19 protein-coding genes and 3 pseudogenes are annotated in these 23421 nt (G+C 49.4%); 6 read left to right on the top strand and 16 right to left on the bottom strand.

The features are described 5' to 3' along the window. Positions 1–753: 753 nt before the first annotated feature. The 5 genes and pseudogenes from EFB11_RS03145 to EFB11_RS03160 all read right to left on the bottom strand — a co-directional run. Positions 754–2169, bottom strand: coding sequence for a 6-phospho-beta-glucosidase (locus tag EFB11_RS03145; RefSeq protein WP_122788890.1), 1416 nt, complete (start codon positions 2167–2169; stop codon positions 754–756). A gap of 20 nt (positions 2170–2189) precedes the next feature. Continuing rightward, positions 2190–4109 carry a beta-glucoside-specific PTS transporter subunit IIABC gene (locus EFB11_RS03150; RefSeq protein ID WP_122788891.1) on the bottom strand — a complete coding sequence of 640 codons (1920 nt, stop codon included), beginning with the start codon at positions 4107–4109 and terminating at the stop codon, positions 2190–2192. Between the two features lie 156 nt (positions 4110–4265). Continuing rightward, positions 4266–5135: a MurR/RpiR family transcriptional regulator gene (locus tag EFB11_RS03155; protein WP_243115151.1), complete on the bottom strand. Its 870-nt coding sequence runs from the start codon at positions 5133–5135 to the stop codon at positions 4266–4268. Positions 5136–5252: 117 nt separating this feature from the next. Further along, the gene (locus tag EFB11_RS16725; RefSeq protein WP_164706581.1) at positions 5253–5420 is read right to left on the bottom strand and encodes a hypothetical protein; all 168 of its coding nucleotides are present in this window, start codon (positions 5418–5420) and stop codon (positions 5253–5255) included. Positions 5421–5438: 18 nt separating this feature from the next. Continuing rightward, a pseudogene (locus EFB11_RS03160) lies at positions 5439–6122 on the bottom strand (cation transporting ATPase C-terminal domain-containing protein); the annotation flags it as partial. 73 nt (positions 6123–6195) lie between these two features. Here EFB11_RS03160 and EFB11_RS03165 point away from each other — a divergent pair. Then, on the top strand, positions 6196–7434 hold the full coding sequence (locus EFB11_RS03165; protein ID WP_122788892.1) for an IS256 family transposase: 1239 nt from the start codon (positions 6196–6198) through the stop codon (positions 7432–7434). A 173-nt stretch (positions 7435–7607) separates the two neighbouring features. Here the strand turns inward: EFB11_RS03165 and mgtA (EFB11_RS03170) are convergent. From mgtA (EFB11_RS03170) to EFB11_RS17505, 4 genes and pseudogenes are all read right to left on the bottom strand, one after another. After that, positions 7608–9695, bottom strand: a pseudogene (mgtA, locus tag EFB11_RS03170) (magnesium-translocating P-type ATPase); the annotation flags it as partial. A gap of 189 nt (positions 9696–9884) precedes the next feature. Continuing rightward, positions 9885–10392, bottom strand: a pseudogene (locus tag EFB11_RS03175) (winged helix-turn-helix domain-containing protein). A 17-nt stretch (positions 10393–10409) separates the two neighbouring features. After that, positions 10410–12398 carry a magnesium-translocating P-type ATPase gene (gene mgtA / locus EFB11_RS03180; protein ID WP_442906810.1) on the bottom strand — a complete coding sequence of 663 codons (1989 nt, stop codon included), beginning with the start codon at positions 12396–12398 and terminating at the stop codon, positions 10410–10412. After that, on the bottom strand, positions 12323–13090 hold the full coding sequence (locus EFB11_RS17505) for a P-type ATPase (protein WP_442906811.1): 768 nt from the start codon (positions 13088–13090) through the stop codon (positions 12323–12325). The genes mgtA (EFB11_RS03180) and EFB11_RS17505 overlap by 76 nt, the downstream gene beginning before the upstream one ends. A 262-nt stretch (positions 13091–13352) precedes the next feature. Here EFB11_RS17505 and amrA point away from each other — a divergent pair, with 262 nt between their 5' ends. From amrA to EFB11_RS03200, 4 genes are read left to right on the top strand one after another with little or no spacing between them, the layout of a single operon-like run. Then, positions 13353–14741 carry an AmmeMemoRadiSam system protein A gene (gene amrA / locus EFB11_RS03185; protein ID WP_122788893.1) on the top strand — a complete coding sequence of 463 codons (1389 nt, stop codon included), beginning with the start codon at positions 13353–13355 and terminating at the stop codon, positions 14739–14741. Then, the gene (gene amrS / locus EFB11_RS03190) at positions 14738–15562 is read left to right on the top strand and encodes an AmmeMemoRadiSam system radical SAM enzyme (protein WP_122788894.1); all 825 of its coding nucleotides are present in this window, start codon (positions 14738–14740) and stop codon (positions 15560–15562) included. The genes amrA and amrS overlap by 4 nt, the downstream gene beginning before the upstream one ends. Positions 15563–15589: 27 nt before the next feature. After that, positions 15590–16150 (top strand): flavin reductase family protein, encoded by a 561-nt coding sequence (locus EFB11_RS03195; RefSeq protein WP_122788895.1) that lies wholly within the window; start codon positions 15590–15592, stop codon positions 16148–16150. A 46-nt stretch (positions 16151–16196) separates the two neighbouring features. Next, positions 16197–16529 carry a TIGR04076 family protein gene (locus tag EFB11_RS03200; RefSeq protein ID WP_122788896.1) on the top strand — a complete coding sequence of 111 codons (333 nt, stop codon included), beginning with the start codon at positions 16197–16199 and terminating at the stop codon, positions 16527–16529. Between the two features lie 53 nt (positions 16530–16582). On the opposite strand, the gene EFB11_RS03205 is transcribed toward EFB11_RS03200, so the two are convergent. The 3 genes from EFB11_RS03205 to EFB11_RS03215 all read right to left on the bottom strand — a co-directional run bounded on the left by EFB11_RS03205 (position 16583) and on the right by EFB11_RS03215 (position 18494). Next, positions 16583–17146 carry a hypothetical protein gene (locus EFB11_RS03205; RefSeq protein ID WP_122788897.1) on the bottom strand — a complete coding sequence of 188 codons (564 nt, stop codon included), beginning with the start codon at positions 17144–17146 and terminating at the stop codon, positions 16583–16585. Positions 17147–17210: 64 nt separating this feature from the next. Beyond that, complete coding sequence (locus EFB11_RS03210; protein WP_164706582.1) at positions 17211–17639, bottom strand: hypothetical protein; 429 nt, start codon at positions 17637–17639, stop codon at positions 17211–17213. A 156-nt stretch (positions 17640–17795) separates the two neighbouring features. Further along, the gene (locus EFB11_RS03215) at positions 17796–18494 is read right to left on the bottom strand and encodes a GntR family transcriptional regulator (RefSeq protein ID WP_122788899.1); all 699 of its coding nucleotides are present in this window, start codon (positions 18492–18494) and stop codon (positions 17796–17798) included. Positions 18495–19192: 698 nt separating this feature from the next. Here EFB11_RS03215 and EFB11_RS03220 point away from each other — a divergent pair. After that, the gene (locus tag EFB11_RS03220; protein WP_122788900.1) at positions 19193–19930 is read left to right on the top strand and encodes a glucosamine-6-phosphate deaminase; all 738 of its coding nucleotides are present in this window, start codon (positions 19193–19195) and stop codon (positions 19928–19930) included. Positions 19931–20068: 138 nt separating this feature from the next. On the opposite strand, the gene EFB11_RS03225 is transcribed toward EFB11_RS03220, so the two are convergent. The 4 genes from EFB11_RS03225 to EFB11_RS03240 form a co-directional block, all read right to left on the bottom strand. Continuing rightward, a complete protein-coding gene (locus EFB11_RS03225) occupies positions 20069–20296 on the bottom strand; it encodes a DUF6514 family protein (RefSeq protein WP_122788901.1) in 228 nt (75 codons plus the stop codon). A 192-nt stretch (positions 20297–20488) separates the two neighbouring features. Next, on the bottom strand, positions 20489–20896 hold the full coding sequence (locus EFB11_RS03230; protein WP_122788902.1) for a C-GCAxxG-C-C family protein: 408 nt from the start codon (positions 20894–20896) through the stop codon (positions 20489–20491). A gap of 29 nt (positions 20897–20925) precedes the next feature. Next, positions 20926–22221 (bottom strand): N-acetylmuramoyl-L-alanine amidase, encoded by a 1296-nt coding sequence (locus tag EFB11_RS03235; RefSeq protein WP_122788903.1) that lies wholly within the window; start codon positions 22219–22221, stop codon positions 20926–20928. Positions 22222–22293: 72 nt separating this feature from the next. Next, complete coding sequence (locus tag EFB11_RS03240) at positions 22294–23394, bottom strand: N-acetylmuramoyl-L-alanine amidase (protein WP_122788904.1); 1101 nt, start codon at positions 23392–23394, stop codon at positions 22294–22296. Positions 23395–23421 lie beyond the last annotated feature (27 nt).

A 23421-nucleotide genomic window follows, 5' to 3' on the forward strand; every position in this document is an offset into this window, starting at 1 on the left:
ACGGAACCGGTGTTTATCCGCTTCGCCAGAGCCGATCTGGACGGCAAGCCAGACGCAGGCAAGCAGCAGACAGAAAATCTCACTAACAAGCGTACCTAAAGCAAACCTAGTTAAGCCCATGGCACTAAAAATATTACTAAGTAGTTGGACTTCCAGATAGTCTTTAGCCAGATTACAAACTACTCCTTTTGCCCTCAGCAGATGCAATATTCCTATCGATACAACAAAATGAGAAAGTGTTATTTTCCATATGGTGATAAACCTACAAAAAAAGAATACCAGAAGCAAGTGGACACGATTTGTCCCTTTTCTTCTAGCATTTTTTATTCTTTTGGAGATTCTGTCAAATAATCTGACCGCTCAAACTCCCTTCTTGTTTTTTTACATTCAGATATTTGCTCCACTTCAAAAGTAAAATAACTTTTCCATCTGTGCAATACAAAAAAAGCCCGCTCGGGCGAAGAATATAATAGTGATGCTCCACAATATGGCTTTCCACCAGCTATTATTTCAAGAAACACTTCATAACCCAGCCCCTCATGGATGGTTTTACGAACTATTTTAAGTTATATACCTTACTTTTTACAGATTTGTTAAGGTCAACTCGGATACACATTCCCGGTTCCCCAGTGATAGTTTGCCTTACGGCATAAAAAGAGGCCAGCCGCCTAACAGGCTGCTGGCCAAAAAAAACTTTATCTCTGTCCTATTTATGTCCTATTTATATGTAATGGCTTAGTCAATGGAAGAAAGTCATAAGTTTTCACCATTGTGGGCAATCACATCGCGATACCAGTAGAACGATTTTTTACGAATGCGCTCGCCCGTGCCATGACCATCATTGTCCTGATCCACATAAATCATGCCATATCGCTTCGACATTTCCCCCGTGGTGGCGCTGACTAGATCGATACAGCCCCACGGCGTATATCCCATAATATCCACACCATCCTCGTCGACAGCCTGCATCATCGCCTGAATGTGGGTGCGTAAATAGTCAATTCGGTAATCATCCATCACCGTACGCTCGGGTGTGAGCACGTCAACCGCGCCCAGACCGTTTTCCACCACAAAGAGCGGCTTCTCGTACCGATCATACAGCGCATTGAGCGTGATGCGAAAACCCATCGGGTCAATCGGCCAGCCCCACTGGCTGCACATCAGATACGGGTTCTTTGCGGATGCGAACACATTACCGCCCGTAGCTTCGCCTTGTCCGTCGGTGCGCACACACCGGCTGTTATAATAAGAAAGCGCGATAAAGTCTGCTGTGTTTTCCTTCAGGATGTGTGCATCTTCCTCGGTCACATCTACCGTAATTCCTTCGCGTTCCCACAGTTTTTTCGCATAAGTCGAGTACGCACCACGCGCCTGCACATCAATAAAAAAGTAGGCTTCGCGATCCTTCTGCATGCTCTCCCATACGTCTTCCGGGCGGCAGCTGTATGGATACACACTGCCGGCTGCGATCATGCAGCCCACCTGGCAATCGGGATTGATCTTGTGCGCCAGCTGGGTGGCCAGTGCAGATGCGACCAGCTCATGATGCGCTGCCTGATACTTGACCGCAAGGGGATTTTCTCCCGGTTCGAACCGAATGCCTGCGCCCATAAACGGCAGGTGCATCAGCATATTGATTTCGTTAAAGGTAATCCAGTAACGAACCTTCTTGCGAAATCTGCGGAAAATGACCTCACAATAGCGCAAATATGCCTCAATCACCGTGCGGCTGCGCCAGGAACCGTATTTTTCTACCAGATGCAGCGGCAGATCGAAATGACAGATGGTAACGATCGGCTCAATGCCATAACGCAGCAATTCATCGATGAAATCTTCATAGAATTTCAATCCAGCTTCGTTGGGCTGCGTCTCCTCACCGGTCGGGAAAATACGCGACCAAGAGAAGGAAAAGCGATAGCAGCGGAAGCCCATCTCGGCAAACAGCGCGATATCCTGCTTGTAATGACCGTACAAATCGATGCCATCCCGTCCAGGATAGCGTGTGCCTTCGGGCAGGGTGCGATAATCCATCACACCCTGCATCACCGGCAAACGATTTTCTCCCTGAGGCAGTACGTCTACAATCGCCATGCCGCGGCCATCGGCCTGCCAGCCGCCCTCACACTGATTGGCAGCTGTTGCACCACCCCATAAAAAATCTTTTCGCATAGTTGTCCTCCGACTGTGGTTTAAGAAAGTGTCAGCAACGGATCTCCCGCGTTGACAGTTCCGATGTTTGCAGGCGTAATAGCGGCATAATCATCGGAATTTGTGATAATAACTGGCGTCGTTAAAGAGTATCCAGCCTCTTCGATGAGTTTGCGGTCAAACTTTAAGAGCTTCTGTCCCTTTTTGACCGTATCGCCGGACTGCACCAGCGGCTCAAATCCCTTGCCGTCCAGCTGAACGGTGTCCATACCGACATGAATCAGGATTTCTACGCCGGTATCAGTCAGCATACCAATAGCATGACCGGTCGGGAACATCGTGGCGATGGTGCCGTCTGCCGGGGCATAGATCGTATCGTCCTCGGGGATGATCGCAGCGCCCTGCCCCAGTACGCCGGTAGAGAATGCCTCGTCCTGTACCTCGCTGAGAGCAATGGCCTTGCCCTTCACCGGGCTTGCGATGACCATTTTTTCGGTTTCGATTGCCGGAGTTTGCTGAGATGCCACATCAGTCGACTGTGCAGTCTCCACGGCCTTTTCCGGGTCACGATAGAATACCATAGTTAGCACAAAGCCAACGGCCATCGAAATTGCAATACCAACGAGTGCAACGATAATGTTACCCATCGAACCATCCGGGTTCATCATGTTGGGCAGCTCGAAGATGCCCATACCGCCCAGGATAAACTTACGGAAGTTGAAATATCCATAAAATGCACCGCCGATACCGCCTGCAATGCAGCTGATGATGAATGGCTTCTTGAGCGGCAGCAGGATACCGTAAATCGCCGGTTCGGTGACACCGAAAATACCGGAAATAAAGTTCGGAATTGCCATTTCCTTGAGCTTCTTGTCCTTAGTCTTAAAGAAAATCGCCAGAACAACCGCAGAAGTTGCAAAGGTGCAGGCAAAGAAAGGCATCATAACATTATCGTAGCCCAGAGTCATCACGTTGTTGATGTAAACCGGGATAAATCCCCAGTGCATGCCGAAGATGACTAGGATCTGCCAAGTCAGACCGACGATTGCACCGGCAACCAGCGGGCTAAAGCTGCGGATGGTCAGGGTGAACTCAGAGATGAGTGTAGAACCGAAAGTTGCAATCGGACCGAGCAACATGAGCGTAACCGGCAGCGTGATCAGCAGCGTGAGCATGGGGACAAAGAAGAACTTGACCAGCTCCGGTACAATGCGGTTGAAAAATTTTTCGCACTTGGATGCAAACCAAACCGAGAGAATAACTGGAATCACGGTACCAGTATAATCGACCGCAATCACGGGCAGACCCAAAAAGTCCATGTATACCGGCGAGGCAAACATCGTGCCTTCAAATAGTGTATAGAGCGGTTCGCCTGCCGCAGACAGAGCGCTTGACTGAATGGCCGGATAGCACAGTGCAGCGCCAATCGCCAGACCCAGCATGGGCTTCAAATTAAACTTTTTCGCCGCTGTATAGCCCAGGAACAGCGGCAGGAAGTTGAAGAGTGCGTCACCCGCTGCATTGATGATTAAGTAGATACCGCTGGTCGTGGTGTACAGTCCCAGCGTTGCAAAGAGGGTATTAAATCCCTTGAGCATGCCACAAGCGGCCATAATACCCAAGATCGGCTGGAAAATACCCGATACAACGTCAATCGCACGATCGAGCAACTTGCCCTTCTTGGGCTCTGCCGGAGCGGCACTGTCTTCCTTCATGCCCAGCACAGCACATACATCGTCGTACACCTCAGCTACATGATTGCCAATGACGACTTGATACTGTCCGCCGCTCTTCATGACCGTGACAACACCATTCATTGCCTTGAGCACTTCGTCGCTGGCTTTTCCTTCATCCTTGAGCGTGAAGCGAAGTCTCGTAATGCAGTGGACAAGTCCTGCTACATTTTCCTTTCCGCCGACATTTTTTACAATGTCTTTGGCCAGTTCATCATACTTTCCCATATCTTACCTCCTGTTTCTATTCCCGTTCTTCTGTGCGGTAACACTAAAATAATACATATTTTCACCAAATACAATGTGCAAAATGCATTTCGGTCCATCGGTTCAAAATACATAAAAAAAGAACCGATGCTGGTGAAACATCGGTTCAAAAAGCGATTACGCATCAAAGTTTTCATTGAGCAGAAGGTTCCTGTGACGGACCATTTCCAGTGAAGATTGCACGTGCTGTTCCTGACAGCGCGAGAGCAACAGAGAAAAAAAGATATCAAAGACGTAATTGCTTGCCGCAAAGGAAGTGATAACATCCAAGCTCAGAATAGAGTCACGATTGGGAATTTCTACGACCTCATGGCACCATGGACGGGTTCTCTGGTTGTGCGGGCCCAGAATCCCAACCACATGATTATGCGTGGCAGTGCGCAGATACTGTGCCATGGTTTCCACCGTGCGATTGGCTCCCGTAAAGCTGATCACGAAGGCGACCGTCTTTTTATGCTTTCGGGCCGCAAGATAGTGACCGTTGATGCTCTCATAGGCAGAGCTTTCCACGCCGAGCGTTGCAAACTTAAACGCCGCGCCCTGTGCCAGCGTATAGCTAATCCCTGTACCATAGATATCAATGCACTCGGCTTCCTGCAAAAAGTGGTTGATGCGCAGCATGTCGGTCTTGTTCAGCGTCAGCCGCGTATTGGTGACTGCCTTGTCATACAGTCCCGGAATGGTATGGATAATATCCGAGTAGGAACTTTGCGGCGTGATCGGTTCATTGGCTAGAATCTGCCCGATGCGCTCATTCTGATTGACTTCTGCAATCAATTTGAGCTTCAATTCCTGATATCCGGACAGGCCAAGTTTCTGGCTCAGACGAACCACGGTTGCCTTGCTGGTCAGCGACTCCTTGGCAAGTTCTCCGGCTGAAATATCTGGAATTTGATCCATGTGCGTCAGAATATAGTTTGCAACATCCTTTTCGTGATTTGTGAAGTTCTTCATCTCTTTCAGCTGCACCAACAACACAATCTTCACCTTCTTTCCTACATCCTGTCTTGTAGTGAGTATACCATAACCTCAAATAATTTACAATTCCAGATCGCTCCCCTTGTACAAACTCGGTCCAATCGCAGCAATCCTGAAGGATGGGTTTCACAAGTCAGAAAATCCGTCTTTTCTTTTGGACTTCATATTCCAGAATACCACATTCATCAGAATAACAATCAGCAAAACAGCTGCCATTCCCATCCAAAAGCCCATATCAATTCCCAAAAAGGATGTCGTACCAAATAAGTTTGTCCAAAGAGTTGCCCAATTCATAAAAAATACCTCCAATCTTTAAAGCAGTTCACCGTAGTGCCGCACATAGGCTTTTTTCAAGCTGGTAGCCAACACCATGTAAAGCAGAATACACGGAATCAAGTAGGCGAAGTAAGCGGGAGACAGAGCCACAAAGCCAAGGATAGTTCCAAGGGGTGTAAACGGGATGATCGTAAGTACTGCAATTCCAGTCATGGTCAGCAGCGTCAGCGGCGTAGAGGCTCTGCTTTGGATAAAAGGCAGCTTGGGCGTACGGATCATATGGATCACAAGCGTTTGGCTCCACATAGATTCCACGAACCAACCAGCTTGGAACAATCCAATGTATTTTGCCTGCATCATGGCCAGCTCTGCCCCGCTGAAATGGGCGGGCAAATCGTTGAACAGCACGCCTTTCGAGACAAACAGCGGGCAAAATACGAAGTACATAAACAAATAGGTCGTAAAGTCAAAGATGGAACTGGTTGGTCCAAGCCAGATCATGAAATTACCCACACTGGATGCATCCCACTTCCGGGGCTTTGCAATAAATTCCTCGTCCACATTGTCCCAGGGGATCGCAGTACAGGACAGGTCGTAGATTAGGTTTAAGAAAATCAGATGTACGCTCATCATCGGAAGGAAAGGCAATAGCGCCGATGCAGCCAACACCGAAAACATATTTCCGAAGTTGGACGAAGCCGTCATCTTAATGTACTTGATCGAGGCTTCTTCAAATTATGTGTAAACCTCCTGAGTGGTGTAGAATAGAAGCATCACACAGGAGGTTATACATATGGCCAGAAAGAATCGCACGCCGGAAGAAAAGGCCCGGCGGGAGAAAATCCGCGAACTGCTGCAGATGGCGAATATCGGCAGCATGGATGACATTCAAAACCTGTTCAAAGAGACCATAGCCGAATTCATGGAGAACGGCCTGGAGGCGGAACTGGATGACGAGCTGGGCTACAGCAAATACGACTACAAGAACAAGAACACAGACAACAGCCGTAATGGCCACAGCAGCAAAAGGCTGCGTACCAGCTTTGGCGAGGTGGATGTGTCGGTTCCTCGGGACCGGAAAGGCGAGTTTGAGCCGCAGGTGCTGAAAAAGAACCAGACCAGCATCAGCCAGGATATCGAGGAAAAGATCCTGTCGATGTATGCCAAGGGGATGACCACCGGAGATATTGAGACCCATATTCAGGATATCTACGGTATTTCGGTCTCGGACAGCACGGTCAGCCGGATCACGGACAAGATCCTGCCTGTGGCCAAAGAGTGGCAGCAGCGGCCTTTGGAGTCCATCTACGCCGTGGTATTTTTGGATGCCATCCACTACCATGTCCGCAGCGAGGGGCAGATCGTAAAGAAAGCGGTGTATATTGCCATAGGCATTGATCTGGATGGCCGGAAAGATGTACTTGGCATGTGGGTAGGCGAAAATGAGAGCGCCAAGTTCTGGGCGACCGTGCTTAACGGCCTGCGGAACCGTGGTGTGGAGGATATTTTCATCGCCTGCACGGATAACCTTGCCGGATTTGATGCGGCCTTCCATGCCACCTTTCCTCAAACCGAAATTCAGAACTGCATCATCCATCAGCTGCGCAATTCCAGTAAATATGTGTCCTACAAGGACTTAAAGGCGCTTATGGCTGATCTGAAGGCAGTTTATGCCGCCGTAGATGAGCAGGCAGCACTGGATGCCCTGGATACCTTCGGGGAGCACTGGGACCGGAAATATCCGAAAATCTCCCAGTCCTGGCGGGACAACTGGGCAAACCTGAGCACCTATTTCAAGTACCCTCAGGAGGTGCGGCGGCTGATTTACACCACCAATGCTATTGAGGGCTTCAACCGCCAGCTGCGTAAGGTGACCAAAGCCAAATCCGTCTTTCCCACCGATGACAGCCTGCTGAAAATGCTGTATCTGGCCATGATGGATATCACGAAAAAGTGGACCGGCCGGCGGCAGGACTGGAGTGTGATCCACGCCCAGATGGCTGTCTACTTCGCTGAGCGCATGCCTGAGTAATGCCCGTTCAGATCGATGGCTGAGGGGATATGAATGCCTTCGTCTTGACATCCCCTCTCGCTGGCGTTATGTTGTTAACAAGGCGGCAGCCGTTTTACCCGTCTGCCGCCCATGATAAATTTCGCTCTATTTGCACCACAAATGACCTTTACACAGAATTTGGGATTGCCCTACTTGATCATGTTGGCATAGGTTTTGCGGCCTTCGATAATTCCCTGCTCGAGAACCATCAAGTCCTTTTCCAGCAGGATGATATCCGCCGATTCCTTTGCCACATCTACGGCGGTGTCCACCGAAATACCGATGTCAGCTGACTTCATGGCTGCGGCATCATTGATGCCGTCCCCCATGAAGCCGACCGTATGACCATTCTCTCGAAGTATGGAGACCACACGCGCCTTCTGATCTGGGGTCAGCTTGGCAAATACATCGGTGGATTCGGCTGCTTTCGCCAATTCGGCATCACTCATATGCTCGAGATCAGCTCCCAGCAGCATATTCCGTACCTTGAGCCCCACCTGTTTGCAAATCGTACGGGTTACCTTGTCATTATCTCCCGTTAGAATTTTGGTGGTGACACCATGATCTTTCAATGCTCGGATAGCATCCGCAGTCGATTCCTTGGGCGGATCAAGAAAAGCCAGGTAGCCAATCAGCACCATATCACATTCATCTTTTACGCCAAATGTGTCGACCGGAGAGGGATTGCTTTTTTGTGCAATCGCAAGTACGCGGAATCCCTTATCATTGAGGTCATCCACGGTTTGAAGAATGCGGCGGCGCACTTCATCCGTCAAAGACTGCACCGTGCCGTCACACTCTGCAAACGAGCAAATGGACAGCATTTCCTCCACAGCGCCTTTGGTTACCATTTGTGTTTTCCCGGTTTTGTCCTGCACAACGGTGGTCAGCCGGCGCCGCGCAAAATCGAAGGGAATTTCGTCTACTTTCCGATAATGTTCCGATAAATCCACCAACCGCGGGTCCTCTGCCTCTGCTTCCTCGGTCTTATGAATAATGGCAAGATCCATCATATTTTTGTATCCCGTCTGGAAATAGCTGTTGAGATACGCGTGACGCAAAACGCGGGTATCGTCTTCGCCATTGACATTCAAATGATATTCCAGAACGACCTGATCCTGTGTCAAGGTCCCGGTTTTATCCGTGCAAAGAATATCGATTGCCCCAAAGTTCTGGATCGAGTTTAGATTCTTGACAATCGTCTGTTTTTTGCTCATCGATACCGCGCCCTTGGCAAGACAGGTGGTCACGATCATCGGAAGCATTTCCGGAGTCAGACCCACGGCAATCGAAATACCAAATAGAAACGCTGCCAGCCAGTCTCCTTTGGTGATACCATTGATGAAGAATACCAACGGAACCATGACTGCCATAAAGCGGATAAGAACCCAGGAAACCGCATTGACGCCTTTGGTAAAGCTCGTTTCCACGGCTTCTCCTGCAACAGCGGATGCCATGGAGCCGAACAGCGTATTGTCCCCGACACACACAGCCACGGCGGTCGCACTGCCTGAAACCACATTGCTTCCCATGAATGCAATGTTCATATAATCCGTTTCACTTTCCTGCGGCTTGCTGACATGGGGCATTTTTTCCACCGGTTCGCTCTCGCCAGTCAAGCTGGCTTGACTGATGAACAAATCCTTTGACTCCAAAATGCGCACATCGGCCGGAATCATATCACCAGCAGACAGATGGATCATATCTCCCACAACCAATTCATCCATAGGAATTTCTGCTTTTTCCTGATTTCTTCGGGTAACGGTGCAGGTAGTGGTGATCATGGCCAGAAGTTTTTCCGCTGCATTCCCGCTTCTGGATTCCTGCACAAAGCGGAGCGTACCCGAAATGATGACCATGGTCATGATAATCACGACGGTCAGGCAGTCGAAATCCTCCGGTGTGCTTCCGAACAGAGACAAATACGGAAAAACCATATCGGTCATTGTGGATACCAGGGCCAAAAAGAACAGAATCGCGGTAAACGGATTGATAAACGCGTCAGCCAACCGTCTTACCAAGGATTTTTTCTTTTCATGGGTTACTTTATTGCTGCCATATTGGGCTCGGCTTGCAGACACTGCTTCCATGTCCAGACCACGAAGCGTCGTGTGTAATTCTTGCAAAACACCTTTTATCGGATTTGTTGCCGCATGTTCGATGCGGCGCTTCTGTTCGTCTCGGATTGCTGCCTTTTCCGCAGCCTGACGCGCAGAAATGCGATTTTCTTTCTTGTTCATGATGATCAACCTCCTTGAATGAAATCAAGGCAGTACACGACATGGGACTCCATTGTCCATGTACTAACCTTCGCGGACCGCTATCAGAGTCCATGTCATTCACCTCTTTTCGTCCTAAACCAGTATAAAAAAATCGCAAGAAAGATCACATGGTCAAAACCTTGCGATTTTCTTGCGATATGGTAAGAATTATAGATGATCGTTAAACTTATAGCCGATGCCCCAAACCGTCAGGATGTATTCGGGCGAATCCGGATTAGGCTCGATTTTCTTGCGAAGTTTTCGGATAAACGCCATGATATTGCTATCGTCCAGCAAGTAATCGTTTTCCCACACAGCCTGGTAAATCTGTTCTTTTGTGAACACCTCACCGCGATTGCGGGCCAAAAAATATAAAATGTCAAACTCTTTAGGGGTTAATGAAATCTCTATCCCTTCTCGGCTCACCTTACGCAATCTCCAATCAATAGACAGTGTGCCACAACAGATTATGTCTCCCCCAGCTGTTGGAAACTCACCCTCTCCCAGTTCCAGCATTAGAGAGCCCGCTGTGCCGTCCATTAAATTCCGAAGCCCTTCGCTTAGTTCCTGTGCGCTTGGTGTGCTGATTGCAGAAGTTCGCAGTTTATCTAAAAGCCACTTAAAGCCACTTGACCAAGGAGGAATCCAAAGCGACAAAATCAATATGTTTCTTCATAACAGATTCCTCCTTTCTCAAAGCAATTCATGATGCCGCCAGAGATACCACCGCTTGGCCAATGTAACCCACAACAGATATAGCAACACTGTGAGTGCCAAAAAAACGAAATAGACCGGCGGCAAAGCGGTCAGCCCAATCAGTTCACCAATTGGCGTGAATGTGAGGAGCGTAAACAGTGCTGTGCCCAGTAAAGTCACCAGCATGACTGGTCGGGACGGCCTACTTTGCAAAAGCGGCACCTTTTGTGTCCGCAAAAGATGCAGAATGAGCACCTGTGTCCACATGGATTCCAGAAACCACCCGGTCTGAAATAGCGCGATAAAGCGGGCCTGTTCGGCACTTCCCGCCAAAGCAGAAAAGGCACCACCGCAAACCGATGGACACAAAACAAAAAACAAATACGCAAAGGTAAGAATATCAAAACAGGAGCTGATCGGCCCGAAAAACCGCATAAAGCGGCCCAAAGTTCTGCCCGACCACTCCAACGGTTTGGAATACAAATCCGCATCGACCTGATCCCAAGGAAGAACCAGGCATAAAATATCATACAGAAGATTCAACAGCAGAAGCTGCAATGCAGTCATCGGGAAAAAGGGTAAAAACACGCTGGCAATCACGATGGAAAAGATATTTCCGAAGTTAGAAGAGGCTGTGATTTTAATATATTTTGACACATTGGCGAATGCTTTCCGCCCTTCTTTGATTCCTTCTTCCAAGACATTTAAATCTTTTTCCAGCAGAACAACATCTGCTCCTTCTTTGACAGCCTCTGCCGCTGTGTCTACGGATATTCCCACATCTGACTCCACAATCGCCGGCAAGTCATTCATGCCGTCTCCCAAAAAGCCTACTGTGTGTCCGTTTGTCCGCAACATCTGCACAATTTCAACTTTCTGCTTTGGTGACAGTTCTGCAAAGACTGTGGTGCGCTCAATCTGTATCGGAATTTCGTTGTCGGTCAACTGTTCCAGTTCTCCGCCTGTTAGAGTGTGTGCAGTATCAATCCCCAGTCTTCGACAGATGGAAGCCGCAACATCCCGATGAGCCCCAGTCAACACCCTTACGTCAACATTGAGTTTTTGCAGTTTATCCATTGCAGCAGCGGCGCTTCGCTTGGGTGCATCAAAAAATGCCAGATATCCCAGTAGAATCAGGTCCTTCTCGTCTTCCCGCGATAACCTCGCCTTCTCCATGGGTTTATACGCCACCGCCAGAACTTTCATGCCGTCTTCCAGCATTTCGTCTACAATCGCATGGATGCTCGCCTCTCCATTGGCATCCATGCTTCGTCGTTCCCCTTTATACTCAATATCGCTACATCTGTGGTACACTTCATCAATGCTGCCTTTGATAATAAGAAAATTTTCCTCTTTGTGTCGCACAAGAACACTGGCAAACCTTCGCTCATGATCAAAAGGAAGTTCGTCCAGCTTTGGATGCTGCCCTTCTAACTCCTGATAGTGTATACTGTACCCCGGCATTTCCCGATATTTGAGAATGGCATCGTCCAAGTGATTTTGGACACCAGTATGATAGAGGCTGTTTAAATAGGCAAAATCTAAAACCTGCTGGCTTTCGTTTCCCAGAATGTCCATGTAATATTCCAGCGATATTCGATCGCCAGTTAAAGTCCCGGTTTTGTCCACGCATAGGATATCCATACTGCCAAATCCCTGCATGGCATTGATGTTTTTGACAACGGTCTGCTTTGTGCCCATTGCTGCACTACCTTTGGCCAGACAAGCATTGATCACCATTGGAAGCATTTCTGGAGTCAGGCCAACGGCAACCGAAAGCGCAAACAAAAAGGCAGAAACCCAGTCGCCTTTCGTCAGTCCACAGGCGATGAATACGACAGGAATCAAAACCGTCATAAAGCGGATGAGTACCCATGCAATCGAGTTTGCACCCTGATCGAAGCCGTTTTTTAGGTGAGATTCCGCTGTCGAAAATCCGCCATAAACGGTATCTTTACCAACCGCCAGTACGATGCCCTCACCCATACCGCCAGTACGATGCCCTCACCCATACCGCCAGTAACCAAGGAGCCCATAAACATGAGATTCTTATAATCGGAATAAGAATGCGCCTGTCCCCGGAAAAGGCTCCTGGCATTCTTCTCCAAAATCCCACTCTCACCCGTAAGGACGGATTGCGAGATAAACAAATCCTTTGCCGCAGTCAACCGAATGTCCGCCGGTACACGATCTCCGGCCAGAAGACGCACTTGGTCACCCACCACGAGTTCTGTGGAGGAAATCTTCGTCCATTTCCCATTCCTACGTACCATCACAGTGGAAGAAACCATTTTTGTCAGATGATCTGCCACACGTTTTGCGCGGAGTTCCTGAATAAATCGCACAATGCCACTAATCAGCAGCATACATAGAATAATGGCCGCAGTCGTAATATTCCGACTGAAATTGGATGCCAGCACAACATCGGTTAAAAAGGATATGGCAGCCAGCACAAACAGGATGATCGTGAACGGATTGATAAAGGCTCTCCGCAAGCGATAGAGTACCGTATCGGACGCTCTGCCGGACAAGACATTCTTTCCGTATTTGATACGACTTTCTTCGATCTCTTCATCGCTGTATCCTTGCTCTGAAATATGAAAGTCCTGATACAGCGCATCCATATCCATATAGGCATAGTCAAGCACACGCCGATGAATCGCACGGTCACTTTTCATTCATCTCACCTCGATCGGATTGGTTTTTATGATAATTCTACTGTATTATAACATAAAAACTGCTTCGTCACGTTGGATGAAATCTTGCTTTTTTCTTACTTTGCAAATATTCTTTTTTTATGATAGTAGCCGATCGTTTTGACATTCCTGTGACAAAACCTTCGGTTTTCGGACGGATTCATTTTGTGTAAACCCATCTTTTGCCGTTTGCTTTACTGTGCTATACTGAAGATAAAGAGATTTACAGGAAGGAGTGACCCCTATGCCAATGCTCGGTGCCATACTGCCCCCTCACCCGCCAGTATTACTGCCCGAAGTGGGGCATGGACGAGAACGAGAAATTGCTGCTACCGGCCGCGCAATGTCCATGGCCGCCGAAGAAGTCGCTCGTTGGGACCCAGATGTCCTGATTGTTGCTTCGCCCCATACGATTTTATATGGGGACTATTTTCACATTGCTCCTGGCCGCGCTGCCGCAGGAGACATGTCTGCCTTCGGTGCACCACAGGTACGGATTCAAGTGTCCTATGATACCGCTTTACGCGACGAGATCATATCCCAGGCACAGGCTGTCGGGCTCGAAGCTGGGACGCTCGGCCAGCGAGACCCTGCCCTTGACCATGGTGTCTTGATTCCGCTTTATTTTCTGCAACGAGCTGGGGTCCATTGCCCCATCATACGGATGGGCTTGTCCGGCTTTTCCTCTTTGGACCATTACCGGCTAGGACAGTGCGTAGCCAAAGCGGTCGAACAATTGGGCCGCCGTGCCGTGTTCGTGGCCAGCGGCGACCTCTCCCACAAGCTCAAAGACGACGGCCCCTATGGTTTTGCATCCGAAGGCCCGATATTCGACAAAGCCGTTACACAAGCAATGGCCTCTGCGGATTTTTTACAGTTTCTCGCCCTGAATCCATCCCTTTGTGAGCGGGCGGCCGAGTGTGGTCTGCGTGCCTTTCAGATGATGGCAGGCGCTTTGGATGGACTTGCCGTAGCTCCCCAGCTTCTCAGCCATGAAGGACCTTTTGGCGTGGGATATGCGGTAGCATTGTTCCCAGTCACAGGCCCGGATTCCACCCGCTGCTTTGCAATTGCCTGCGAGCAGGCGCAGCGCGCCCATCTGGAGGAATGCCGTGCCAGAGAGGATGCCTGGGTACGGCTGGCACGGCTCTCGCTGGAGACCTATGTGCGCACCGGCCATCGCTTGGAACGTTTGCCCGATGACCTGCCCTCCGAACTGACCAGCCCCACTGCCGGAGCCTTTGTTTCGCTGCATATCAACGGGCGGCTACGAGGCTGCATCGGCACCATTGTCCCCACGCAGGAAAACGTCGCTTGGGAGATCGTACAAAATGCCATATCTGCTGGTTCCCGTGACCCACGATTCCCTACCGTACGTGCCGACGAACTGGATACCCTGGAATATAGCGTGGATGTGCTAGGGCAGCCTGAGCCTGTGGACTCCCCTGCCCAGCTGGACCCCAAGCAATACGGCGTAATCGTCAGCTGTGGCCAGCGGCGTGGTCTGCTGCTTCCCGATCTGGACGGCGTGGACACCGTCGAGCAGCAACTGCATATCGCCTGTCAAAAAGGCGGCATCTCCGCAAAAGATCGGTATCAAATCGAACGTTTTCGGGTGGTGCGGCATTTATGAGTATTCGATGCGACCTGTGCTTTCATCACTGTAAGCTACACGAAGGACAGACCGGCTTGTGCCGAGCCCGTGCCAATCGTCATGGACAAATAGTCTCTCTCAATTATGGTAAACTGACTGCGCTTGCTCTGGACCCTATTGAGAAAAAGCCGCTGCGCCAATTCCATCCTGGCAGCATGATTTTATCGGTGGGCAGCTTTGGCTGCAACCTTCATTGTCCCTTTTGCCAGAACGCGGCCATCGCTACTGCCGGACCGGAAAGCCGCACCCAGGATTGTTCCCCGGAAGCACTGGTGCGGGAAGCTGTCCGCTTACAGGACCGCGGCAATATTGGCATCGCCTACACATACAATGAGCCTTTGGTTGGCTATGAATATGTAAGGGACTGTGCCGCTCTTGTACACGAAGCCGGTATGCTCAATGTGCTTGTGACCAATGGCACCATAGAGGATGCCCCCTGGCGTGCTTTGCTGCCGCAAATCGACGCAGTCAACATTGACCTGAAAGGCTTTCAGGAAAGCTGGTATCATACCTTGGGCGGTGACTTGGAAACGGTAAAGCGTTCGATTCGTCTGGCGGCACAAAGCTGCCACGTGGAAGTGACTACCTTAATCGTACCGGACGAAAATGACAGCGAAGACGAAATGCGCGCTTTATCCTCTTGGTTGGCTTCGGTCAGCCCAGACATCCCGTTGCACGTTTCCCGCTTCTTTCCCCGCCACTGCATGACCGACCGTCTACCCACCCCGGTAGAAACAGTTTATCGCTTAGCCGATGTGGCACGAGAAAAACTGCATACGGTTTACACGGGAAATTGCTGAAAATCCATACACTAGGAGGTATTTGATATGCGTAAAAATTTTGGAGCCAAGCCGTGGACCTATCCTCAGCCGGTCTTTATCCTCGCCACCTACGGAGAGGATGGTACTCCGGATGCCATGAATGCAGCCTGGGGCGGCATCAGTGACGATCAAGAGCTGTCCATGTGCATCAGCGCCGAACACAAGACCACTACCAACATTCTGGCCCGTAAAGCGTTCACGGTCAGCATGGCTACGGCAGAACAAATGGTAGCTTGTGATTATGTTGGCATCGAATCCGGTAATGCGGTGTCCAACAAGCTGGAAAAGGCAGGCTGGCACACCACCAAATCGGAATTTGTAGATGCTCCCCTGATTGACGAACTACCCATGGCAGTAGAATGCCGTCTGGTCAGCTATGATCCGGAAAGCTGCCGTTTGGTGGGTGAGATCGTCAATGTCAGTGCCGACACATCGGTACTGGATGCAGAAGGCAAAATCGACCCCGACAAGCTCCAGCCGATTATCTTTGACCCCATCCACAACACCTATCGCAAGCTGGGTGAAAAGGTGGGCAATGCCTTCCGAGATGGGCTTTCACTCAAATAAAACGGCGTCAAAACCACAAGATACAGCATTCGAAAGGAATCATCCGATGAAACGAGTCAAAATCACGGTTCTAAAAACCACTCTGGATACCGAGCTGGCCGCGGAATACGGCGTCGAAGGACTCACCACCTGCCCCATGCTTCAAGCGGGACAAGTCTTCTATGCTGACTACGCCAAACCGGAAGGGCTCTGTGATGAGGCCTGGAAGGCCATTTATCAGTACGTATTTGCCCTGGCTCACGGGGCTGAAAAAGAACTGTTTTACTATGGCGACTGGATTCGCAAACCTGGCGTAGCGATTTGCAGCTGCAATGACGGCCTGCGTCCGGTTATTTTTAAATTGGAAGCCACCGATGAGATTTCACAAAACAAAACGTGATGTGTGGATACACCAAAAAGACCTTGTTGCAATGAGCAACAAGGTCTTTCTATTTATAGTTCATAGCCCCAGTATACCGTGCCATGCGCGTATGTGCCGGATTGATCGACCGTAACCGGGAGCACAATCGAGCCTTCCTTCTCCAAAGGTCCATCGTATAGATCGACCTTTTGTAAACTGGTTCCGTTCGTATCCTCAAAGGAAAAGACAAACTTAATCCGTGGGAATGAAACTCCGGTCGTATTTTGGAAAGTGGCAGCATACTCTCCTGCCTTCATGTAGTAGTGTCCATTGACCGGCTCTTTTTCCCATACATTCCATTCTGGAATGATACGCTCCAACTCTGCTTGGATTCTGTCATCAATATCCGGATTGGCACCCTTCTGATAGGTCAAATCCTCAACGCCGGTCTCCTCTTGCGGAGCGGGCGGCGTTGGAACCACGCTCTGGTCCGGAGCTGGCGCAGAAGATGTGGATGCCGACTTTTGAATCTGGTCCATAAAATTCGTTAGACTTTCTGCAATCGGCTCCCACTTATCCTGTAACAAGCCATGCAAAGAGAACCCGATCAAGGCAATTGCCAAAACGACCAGCAGAAAAAGTACGATATTTTTCACACGATTTGGCATCCTCATCACGACCCTATCCGGATGCTTTGGTCACATAGGATTTATACGCAGCTTAGATCACTGCCACAGCATCCGCCTCTTTATCGTTTACCCATACACTGATTGCATAGGCGCTGGGATCTTCTTCTTTCTCCTTGGATTTGGTCAGCATATCTTTGACTTTGAGCCCACCAAAGACCAAACCGCCGATAACAGCCAGCAACAAAATCACCAGTAAGATTCGCTTGACAATTTTGCCGCCTTTGCGACCGCGGCCACCTTTTGTGTCCTCATCGTCATCTTCCTGTGCCATACTTTTTGCTTTTTCTTTATAAATGCGTTCCAATTCAAAGCGATTCAATTCCGGATCTGCTTGATAGATGCTATCTGGGAATGTTACATGGGTTCCACACTTGGGGCATGTACCGGCTCCCCCTGCTTCGCACCGGAGTTTCTGTTTGCATTTCGGACAGGCTATAACAACGCGTTCGATAGTGTCCATACCTTCCCATCCCTTTCCAGATTTCGTTGATATAATTTATATATCGACAAATCGGTCCAGCTACATAACCACTGCACCGGAGAAAATCTCCACTTAAGCCGCTCCATCCAGAAAAGAAAACCGTCAGCTTCCTTTTGAAAAGGGCTGACGGTTGTTTTAACGATAGGACCGAATCTCCAAACAATATTTTTTCGGATTCTTGTATGAAATGGTATATTCAAACGCACGGCCATCCGACAGATAGGCTGTCATTTCAATTTTGATGACCGGTGCATTGGGCGGCAGGCCAAGCTGCCGGGCGATTTCCTCATCGGGCAGGATGGCGTCGATGGTTTCTTCTGCCATAGAAGGATGAAACCCATTGGTCTGCTCAATATAATCATAAATGGATTCCACCAAGGTTTCACATCCAATGCCCTTGATGCAGAACGGGCAAAAATGGTTGATGTCATAAATGATCGGGTCCCCATTTTTGCAGCGCACCCGAACGATTCGATAGACCGGGTCCCCGATCGCTACATTCAAATGATCGGCCACCGCTTCATCGGCTTCCACTTTTTCGAACGAAAGCAGTCGTGTTGTTGGTGTATCGCCTCCCGCGAGCATATCCTCCTTAAAGCTTTGCAGACGGTTTAAAGATTTGCGCAACCGACGATCTGCTACAAAAGAACCTTGGCGTGCAATGCGATAAATCACGCCTTCTTTTTCCAGTTCGGTCAATGCCTTTTGAATGGTCGGGCGAGAATATCCAAATTTTTCGATCAGATCGCGTTCGCTGGGAAGTTTCGTATTGGGCGCTAATTTGCAGATTTCATCCCGAATACGAACTTTGACTTCTAAAAATTTTTTATCCAAAAAAGCTTCTCCTTTCCGAGTACGAAATGATCCATAAACGCACCATGGGGATAGCCTTATTATACTATAACTATCTGGAGATATCCAGCACTGTTTTGCCATCTATCCCGGAATTTGAGGCAAAAAATCGTGCACTCCTGACATTCCAGTTGGTTTTTTCGCTTGGCTTGCAATATGGAAAATCTCTAAAAGAACCAGCAATGCACGATTCCAGCAGCCACTCAAAAGATTGGACATAGCGCAAGATTCATAAAATCACCGGTTTACTCCTGTTTCCTGCACCAATGCGTGGATATATCGAGATTCTGGACTGCTTCTGCCGCAATCGTGGTCATATATTTCTTATCCAGACCCTATACCTGGCTATATTTTTATAGTGCACAACATCTGCTCATTTTCAATTAAAATTGTTTCATTTTTCCCGTATTAACAGCGAAATACGCCATAAATCAAGTTTATTGATTCGTAAAATTAGCTATTTTTTGATTGCAAGCAACAACCCACTGGATATATCCATAATTCTTGCATAAAAATCAAATATTCTTTCATTCTTTTACATATAAATGAAGAAATTTACGGATTTTTATTTCATATGAATACTTTTTTTCAAAATTCCTCTTGTTTTTTTGATTTGGGTCATATATAATGGACATATCCAAGAGGTGCAACCCCAAAAATAATAAAAGGAGCGTTCCACTATGAAAGTTATCGTTACAAAGAATTATGAAGAGTCCTGTCAGGTTACTGCCAATATGATTCTGGACCAGGTTCGTGCAAACCCTGCTTCCAAGCTTGGTCTGGCTACTGGTGGTACCGCGGAACCGGTATACCCGATTATGGTTGATGCCTGCAAGAAAGGCGAAGTTGATTTCTCGCAGATCACCACAGTGAACCTCGACGAATACATGGGGATGGATCCGACCAACGACCAAAGCTACCGTTACTATATGAACCAGCGTTTCTTCATTCCGGCTGGTATCGACCTTGCACGCACCTTTGTAGCTTCGGGCAAGAACGACCCGGAAAAGGAAATCGCTCTGTTTAATGAAAAGCTGTATGGTGATGGCCATTTCGTAGACATCCAGCTTCTGGGCATCGGTGTCAGCGGCCACATCGGCTTCAATGAACCGGGCACGATGATTTCCGGCGTACACGTACAGAAGCTCGAAGAAAGCACCATCAAGGCCAACGCTCGTTTCTTCGAAAACGAAGCAGACGTACCGACCGAAGCGATGACCATGGGTCTGGGCGACATTCTGAAGGCTGGCAAGATCGTTTTGATCGCAACGGGTGCCAACAAGGCTCCGGCTCTGCGCAAGGTCCTGCTCGACGATGAGGTCACCGCAGATGTACCGGCTACGGTGCTCAAGATGCATCGTGATGTCACGATTGTCATTGATGAAGCTCTGGCTGCTGAAATCGGCTGGAAAAACTAAAAAATCTCCCAATGCAAAACGGCGCGACAAAGAGTCGCGCCGTTTTTGTGTTTCATATGTTGATTGTATCGTTAGCCCGAATGGGTCTAGTTTTTTCATCTACACCAAGCATAAAGTCATGCGCTTGGCACTCGCATTTTAACGTTGGGCTATGTAATCTTCCACGACATCATGGAAATGAAGCAATGATACCTCAAACCGATTCAGCATCTGTGCCAGCTGCTTTGCTTCTGCAAAGTCCGGTACAACATCTTCGATCGTGTCTACCAGGCAATCATCCTGATAGGCCGCCACCCCGCTGCTGACGGTTCCCTCTTCTCCTTCTTCTTTTGTTGCTGGTTGGTTCACTGCAACATATTCCAACATTATAAAAAACCCCCTAACTTAATTTCTTGCAAGCCCTTTGATTTCTTTCTGATTTTACCATACAGCCAACCGCGAATTTTGTCGAAGTTTGTCGTAAAACCGCATTTTAATCAAAGTTTACTCGGATATAATTTTAAAAAAAGGCTACCTGTGTACCATTTTACACAAGTAGCCTTCTTTGTTGTGTCGAATTTAGTCTTCCAGTAAATATTTCTCAACCAGCCGTGCACCGTCTTCCACACAGCCGTCGCACGAGCGGAGTACTACACCGGTTTCTACCCCTTTCAGGTCCCGGCACAGCACGCTTTTGTTCATTTCGCGGAATGCCTCTCCCAAAACGCGGTCCAGCTTATAGGTCTGTGCTTTGGTCTTGCCGACCTGTGCCAAGCCACCGCTGTTTTTCAAGCCTGCCAGCATGCAGGCGCCTGTCAAAGCACCGCAGACTTCCATCTGACCCATTCCAAAGCCAAACGCTTCGCTGGCTTTGTAGGCCGTCTCCTCGTCTATACCAAACAGGTCACAGTAAGCACAAACGATCGACTGCGCGCAGTTGTATCCCTTATGATGCAGCTCTACTGCTTTCTCAACTCGACTTTCCATGAAGTATCCTTCCTTTCCAACCATTGCTCTTAATATTCATGTGTGGAGAAAAACTCCAAGATGGCGTCGTGCATGGCCTGGGCTTCTGCACGAAGACCTGCATCCGACAAAACGCAGGCTACATCGCCGCTGTTGTCAATAAATGCATATTCGCTGATGACGGCCAGCATGTCAACGTTCGCTGCATAGCGCAGGATGGCATAATAGTCACCATTCTGTCCATGGCGGAACACCGTCGGACGATGCCGGGTGCGTCCGTTGGCATAATAATATTTCTCCAGCGTCGCGCCCAATTCCTTACCAGCGCCGCCGTTTTCATATTGGATCTGTGCCAGAATCTCGAATCCAGCTGCATTGCCGTTATACGCATTGTGATGCACGCTGAAGCAGAAATCGGCAACATCGGCATTTTCTTCGATGATTTCTTTGCGGGTCGCAAAGGATACATACTTATCTTCCTCGGCGGTCATAATGACGTTTACGCCACTTGCTTCCAGCATATCGCGCAGATAGAGCGCCACAGGCAGGTTAAAGTCCTTCTCCTGCATAGTGGAGCCGGCCTTGACTGTTTCGCCCTTGTAGTTTACATACGTGCTCGGAGCAATACCACTCGAGCCGCCATCCGAGCCGCCATGTCCCACGTCGATCAGCACCGTAAGCTGACCATCAATGTGAGAGGTTTCCGGCTCCGGCTCAGGGGCCGGATTGGGCACGGGCTCCGGGTCCGGCGTGGGTTCCGGATCTGGGGTAGGCTCTGGAGTCGGTTCGGGTTCGGGTTCGGGCTCCGGCTCGGGTTCTACGTAGCCCGGAGTTTTCATGATGCCCTGCTTGCTGTCATTGCGATAATCGACTTCAAACCCAAAGGTTTCGCCAATGTCACGCAGCTTATAATACGTAAAGCCCTTGACGGTGTAAGCATCCATGGTGACTTCTTCGCCATCGACCAGAATGGGCAGATTGGCCGCTGTGGCAATCTGATTGCCGCTGCCGACCGGCTGCAATTCGGTGCCATCCCCCACATAGGTTTCCCCACGGGTGGCAATGATCGAATCGGTTGCCGCATCGTACTCGACATTGAACTTGCATTCCTTATCGCGCATCAAATAGGCGATGTCACGGATTTTAAAATATGTATAGGCCGAATCCCCTGTACTGATCAAATAGCCGGACGGATAAACCTGTTCACCATCGAGAAAAATCTCCATTTTGCTGACATATGCCGTTTTGCCAGCGGCATAGACATCGGTTTCAGCCGCCAACGCCGGTGCGACTGCTGCAAACAGCATCAGCAAAGCCAACATCCCACAAAGTAATTTTTTGCGCATTTCAATTCCTTTCTCCCGTATTTTTTACAATCGTTTTCAGTATACCACGCGCTTCCTGGCTGTGCAAGCCGCTTAATAAGCATGGTCCTGGAAGAATGCCATGATGGCCCGATACAGTGCCGCAGCTTCGGCCTTACGGCCTTCAGTGGTGGATACAAAGGCAATGTCATCGGTATCGAGGAAGCAAAATTCGGTCAGCACTCCAGGCACATCGTTTTCCGATGCTCCGCGCAGCACACGCATACCCGAACCATCTTTGTCGCCGCGGTTGCGCAGGCCGAGTTCCTCAAACTCCTCCAAAATCAGTTCCGCCATTTCTTTGCTGTATCCAGACGGGTCCTGGGCATCGGAAGGTACTAAGACCTCTGCACCCGTGCCGCCGCCCGAGTTGTGATGGATACACAGGAAGAAATCGAGCGATTCCCGGTATTGCTTAATCATGTCCGCCCGGTCATCCAGAGATGGATAGGTATCAGTATCCGTACGTGTCATATACACGGTCACGCCCTGAGCTTGCAGCATATCCCGCAGGTAGAGCGCTACTTCCAGGTTGAGATGGTTTTCATCATACTGACCGTCCGGGCTGGAAGCGCCGGGGTCGGCGCCGCCGTGACCCGGATCGAGCAGGATGGTGAGTTTGCCATCCAGATGCGCGTCGGTATCAAAATCCGGCTCCGGCTCGGCCGGTTCGGTGGTAATGGTGATTTGCCGGCTGCTGTCGACAAAGCCTACACTGAATCCCAGCGCGCTTCCCAAATCACGCAGCTTATAATAGGTATAGCCGCCGATGTTGTAGGCGTCCAACGATTTTTTAGTGCCATCCACCAAAACCGTCATGGTCGACGGGGTAGCACGCTTGCTTCCGGTTGCGGTACTCTCCATTTCGCTGCCATCCGGACTGTATGCCGACTGGGTTTTGATCGAAATGCTGCGGCTGGAGGCATTGTAACCCACGCTGAACTTGCAGGATTTATTCTGCATCAGATACGCGATGTCACGCAGTTTAAAATAGGTATAGCCTTCGATCACATAACCTTCCGGACGGACAGACTGTCCGTCCAGCAGAATATCCATCGTATTGGCCAGCGCTGTCTTATCGGCTGCCAACGCAGTCACACCCCCAATGAGCAACATCCATAGGGCTACGGCCAGCGCCGTCATTCTTTTTAACATGAGGGACTTCCTTTCTACAAGGGCCCG

This window comes from Intestinibacillus sp. Marseille-P6563, assembly GCF_900604335.1.
GTDB lineage: Bacteria > Bacillota > Clostridia > Oscillospirales > Butyricicoccaceae > Butyricicoccus_B.

Bases quoted from the DNA above. Each gene is read 5' to 3' on its own strand.
- EFB11_RS03145 (WP_122788890.1), bottom strand. From the start codon at position 2,169: ATGCGAAAAGATTTTTTATGGGGTGGTGCAACAGCTGCCAATCAGTGT.
- EFB11_RS03150 (WP_122788891.1), bottom strand. From the start codon at position 4,109: ATGGGAAAGTATGATGAACTGGCCAAAGACATTGTAAAAAATGTCGGC.
- EFB11_RS16725 (WP_164706581.1), bottom strand. From the start codon at position 5,420: ATGAATTGGGCAACTCTTTGGACAAACTTATTTGGTACGACATCCTTT.
- EFB11_RS03165 (WP_122788892.1), top strand. From the start codon at position 6,196: ATGGCCAGAAAGAATCGCACGCCGGAAGAAAAGGCCCGGCGGGAGAAA.
- mgtA (WP_442906810.1), bottom strand. From the start codon at position 12,398: ATGGGTGAGGGCATCGTACTGGCGGTTGGTAAAGATACCGTTTATGGC.
- EFB11_RS17505 (WP_442906811.1), bottom strand. From the start codon at position 13,090: ATGAAAAGTGACCGTGCGATTCATCGGCGTGTGCTTGACTATGCCTAT.
- amrA (WP_122788893.1), top strand. From the start codon at position 13,353: ATGCCAATGCTCGGTGCCATACTGCCCCCTCACCCGCCAGTATTACTG.
- amrS (WP_122788894.1), top strand. From the start codon at position 14,738: ATGAGTATTCGATGCGACCTGTGCTTTCATCACTGTAAGCTACACGAA.
- EFB11_RS03195 (WP_122788895.1), top strand. From the start codon at position 15,590: ATGCGTAAAAATTTTGGAGCCAAGCCGTGGACCTATCCTCAGCCGGTC.
- EFB11_RS03200 (WP_122788896.1), top strand. From the start codon at position 16,197: ATGAAACGAGTCAAAATCACGGTTCTAAAAACCACTCTGGATACCGAG.
- EFB11_RS03210 (WP_164706582.1), bottom strand. From the start codon at position 17,639: ATGGACACTATCGAACGCGTTGTTATAGCCTGTCCGAAATGCAAACAG.
- EFB11_RS03220 (WP_122788900.1), top strand. From the start codon at position 19,193: ATGAAAGTTATCGTTACAAAGAATTATGAAGAGTCCTGTCAGGTTACT.
- EFB11_RS03225 (WP_122788901.1), bottom strand. From the start codon at position 20,296: ATGTTGGAATATGTTGCAGTGAACCAACCAGCAACAAAAGAAGAAGGA.
- EFB11_RS03230 (WP_122788902.1), bottom strand. From the start codon at position 20,896: ATGGAAAGTCGAGTTGAGAAAGCAGTAGAGCTGCATCATAAGGGATAC.
- EFB11_RS03235 (WP_122788903.1), bottom strand. From the start codon at position 22,221: ATGCGCAAAAAATTACTTTGTGGGATGTTGGCTTTGCTGATGCTGTTT.
- EFB11_RS03240 (WP_122788904.1), bottom strand. From the start codon at position 23,394: ATGTTAAAAAGAATGACGGCGCTGGCCGTAGCCCTATGGATGTTGCTC.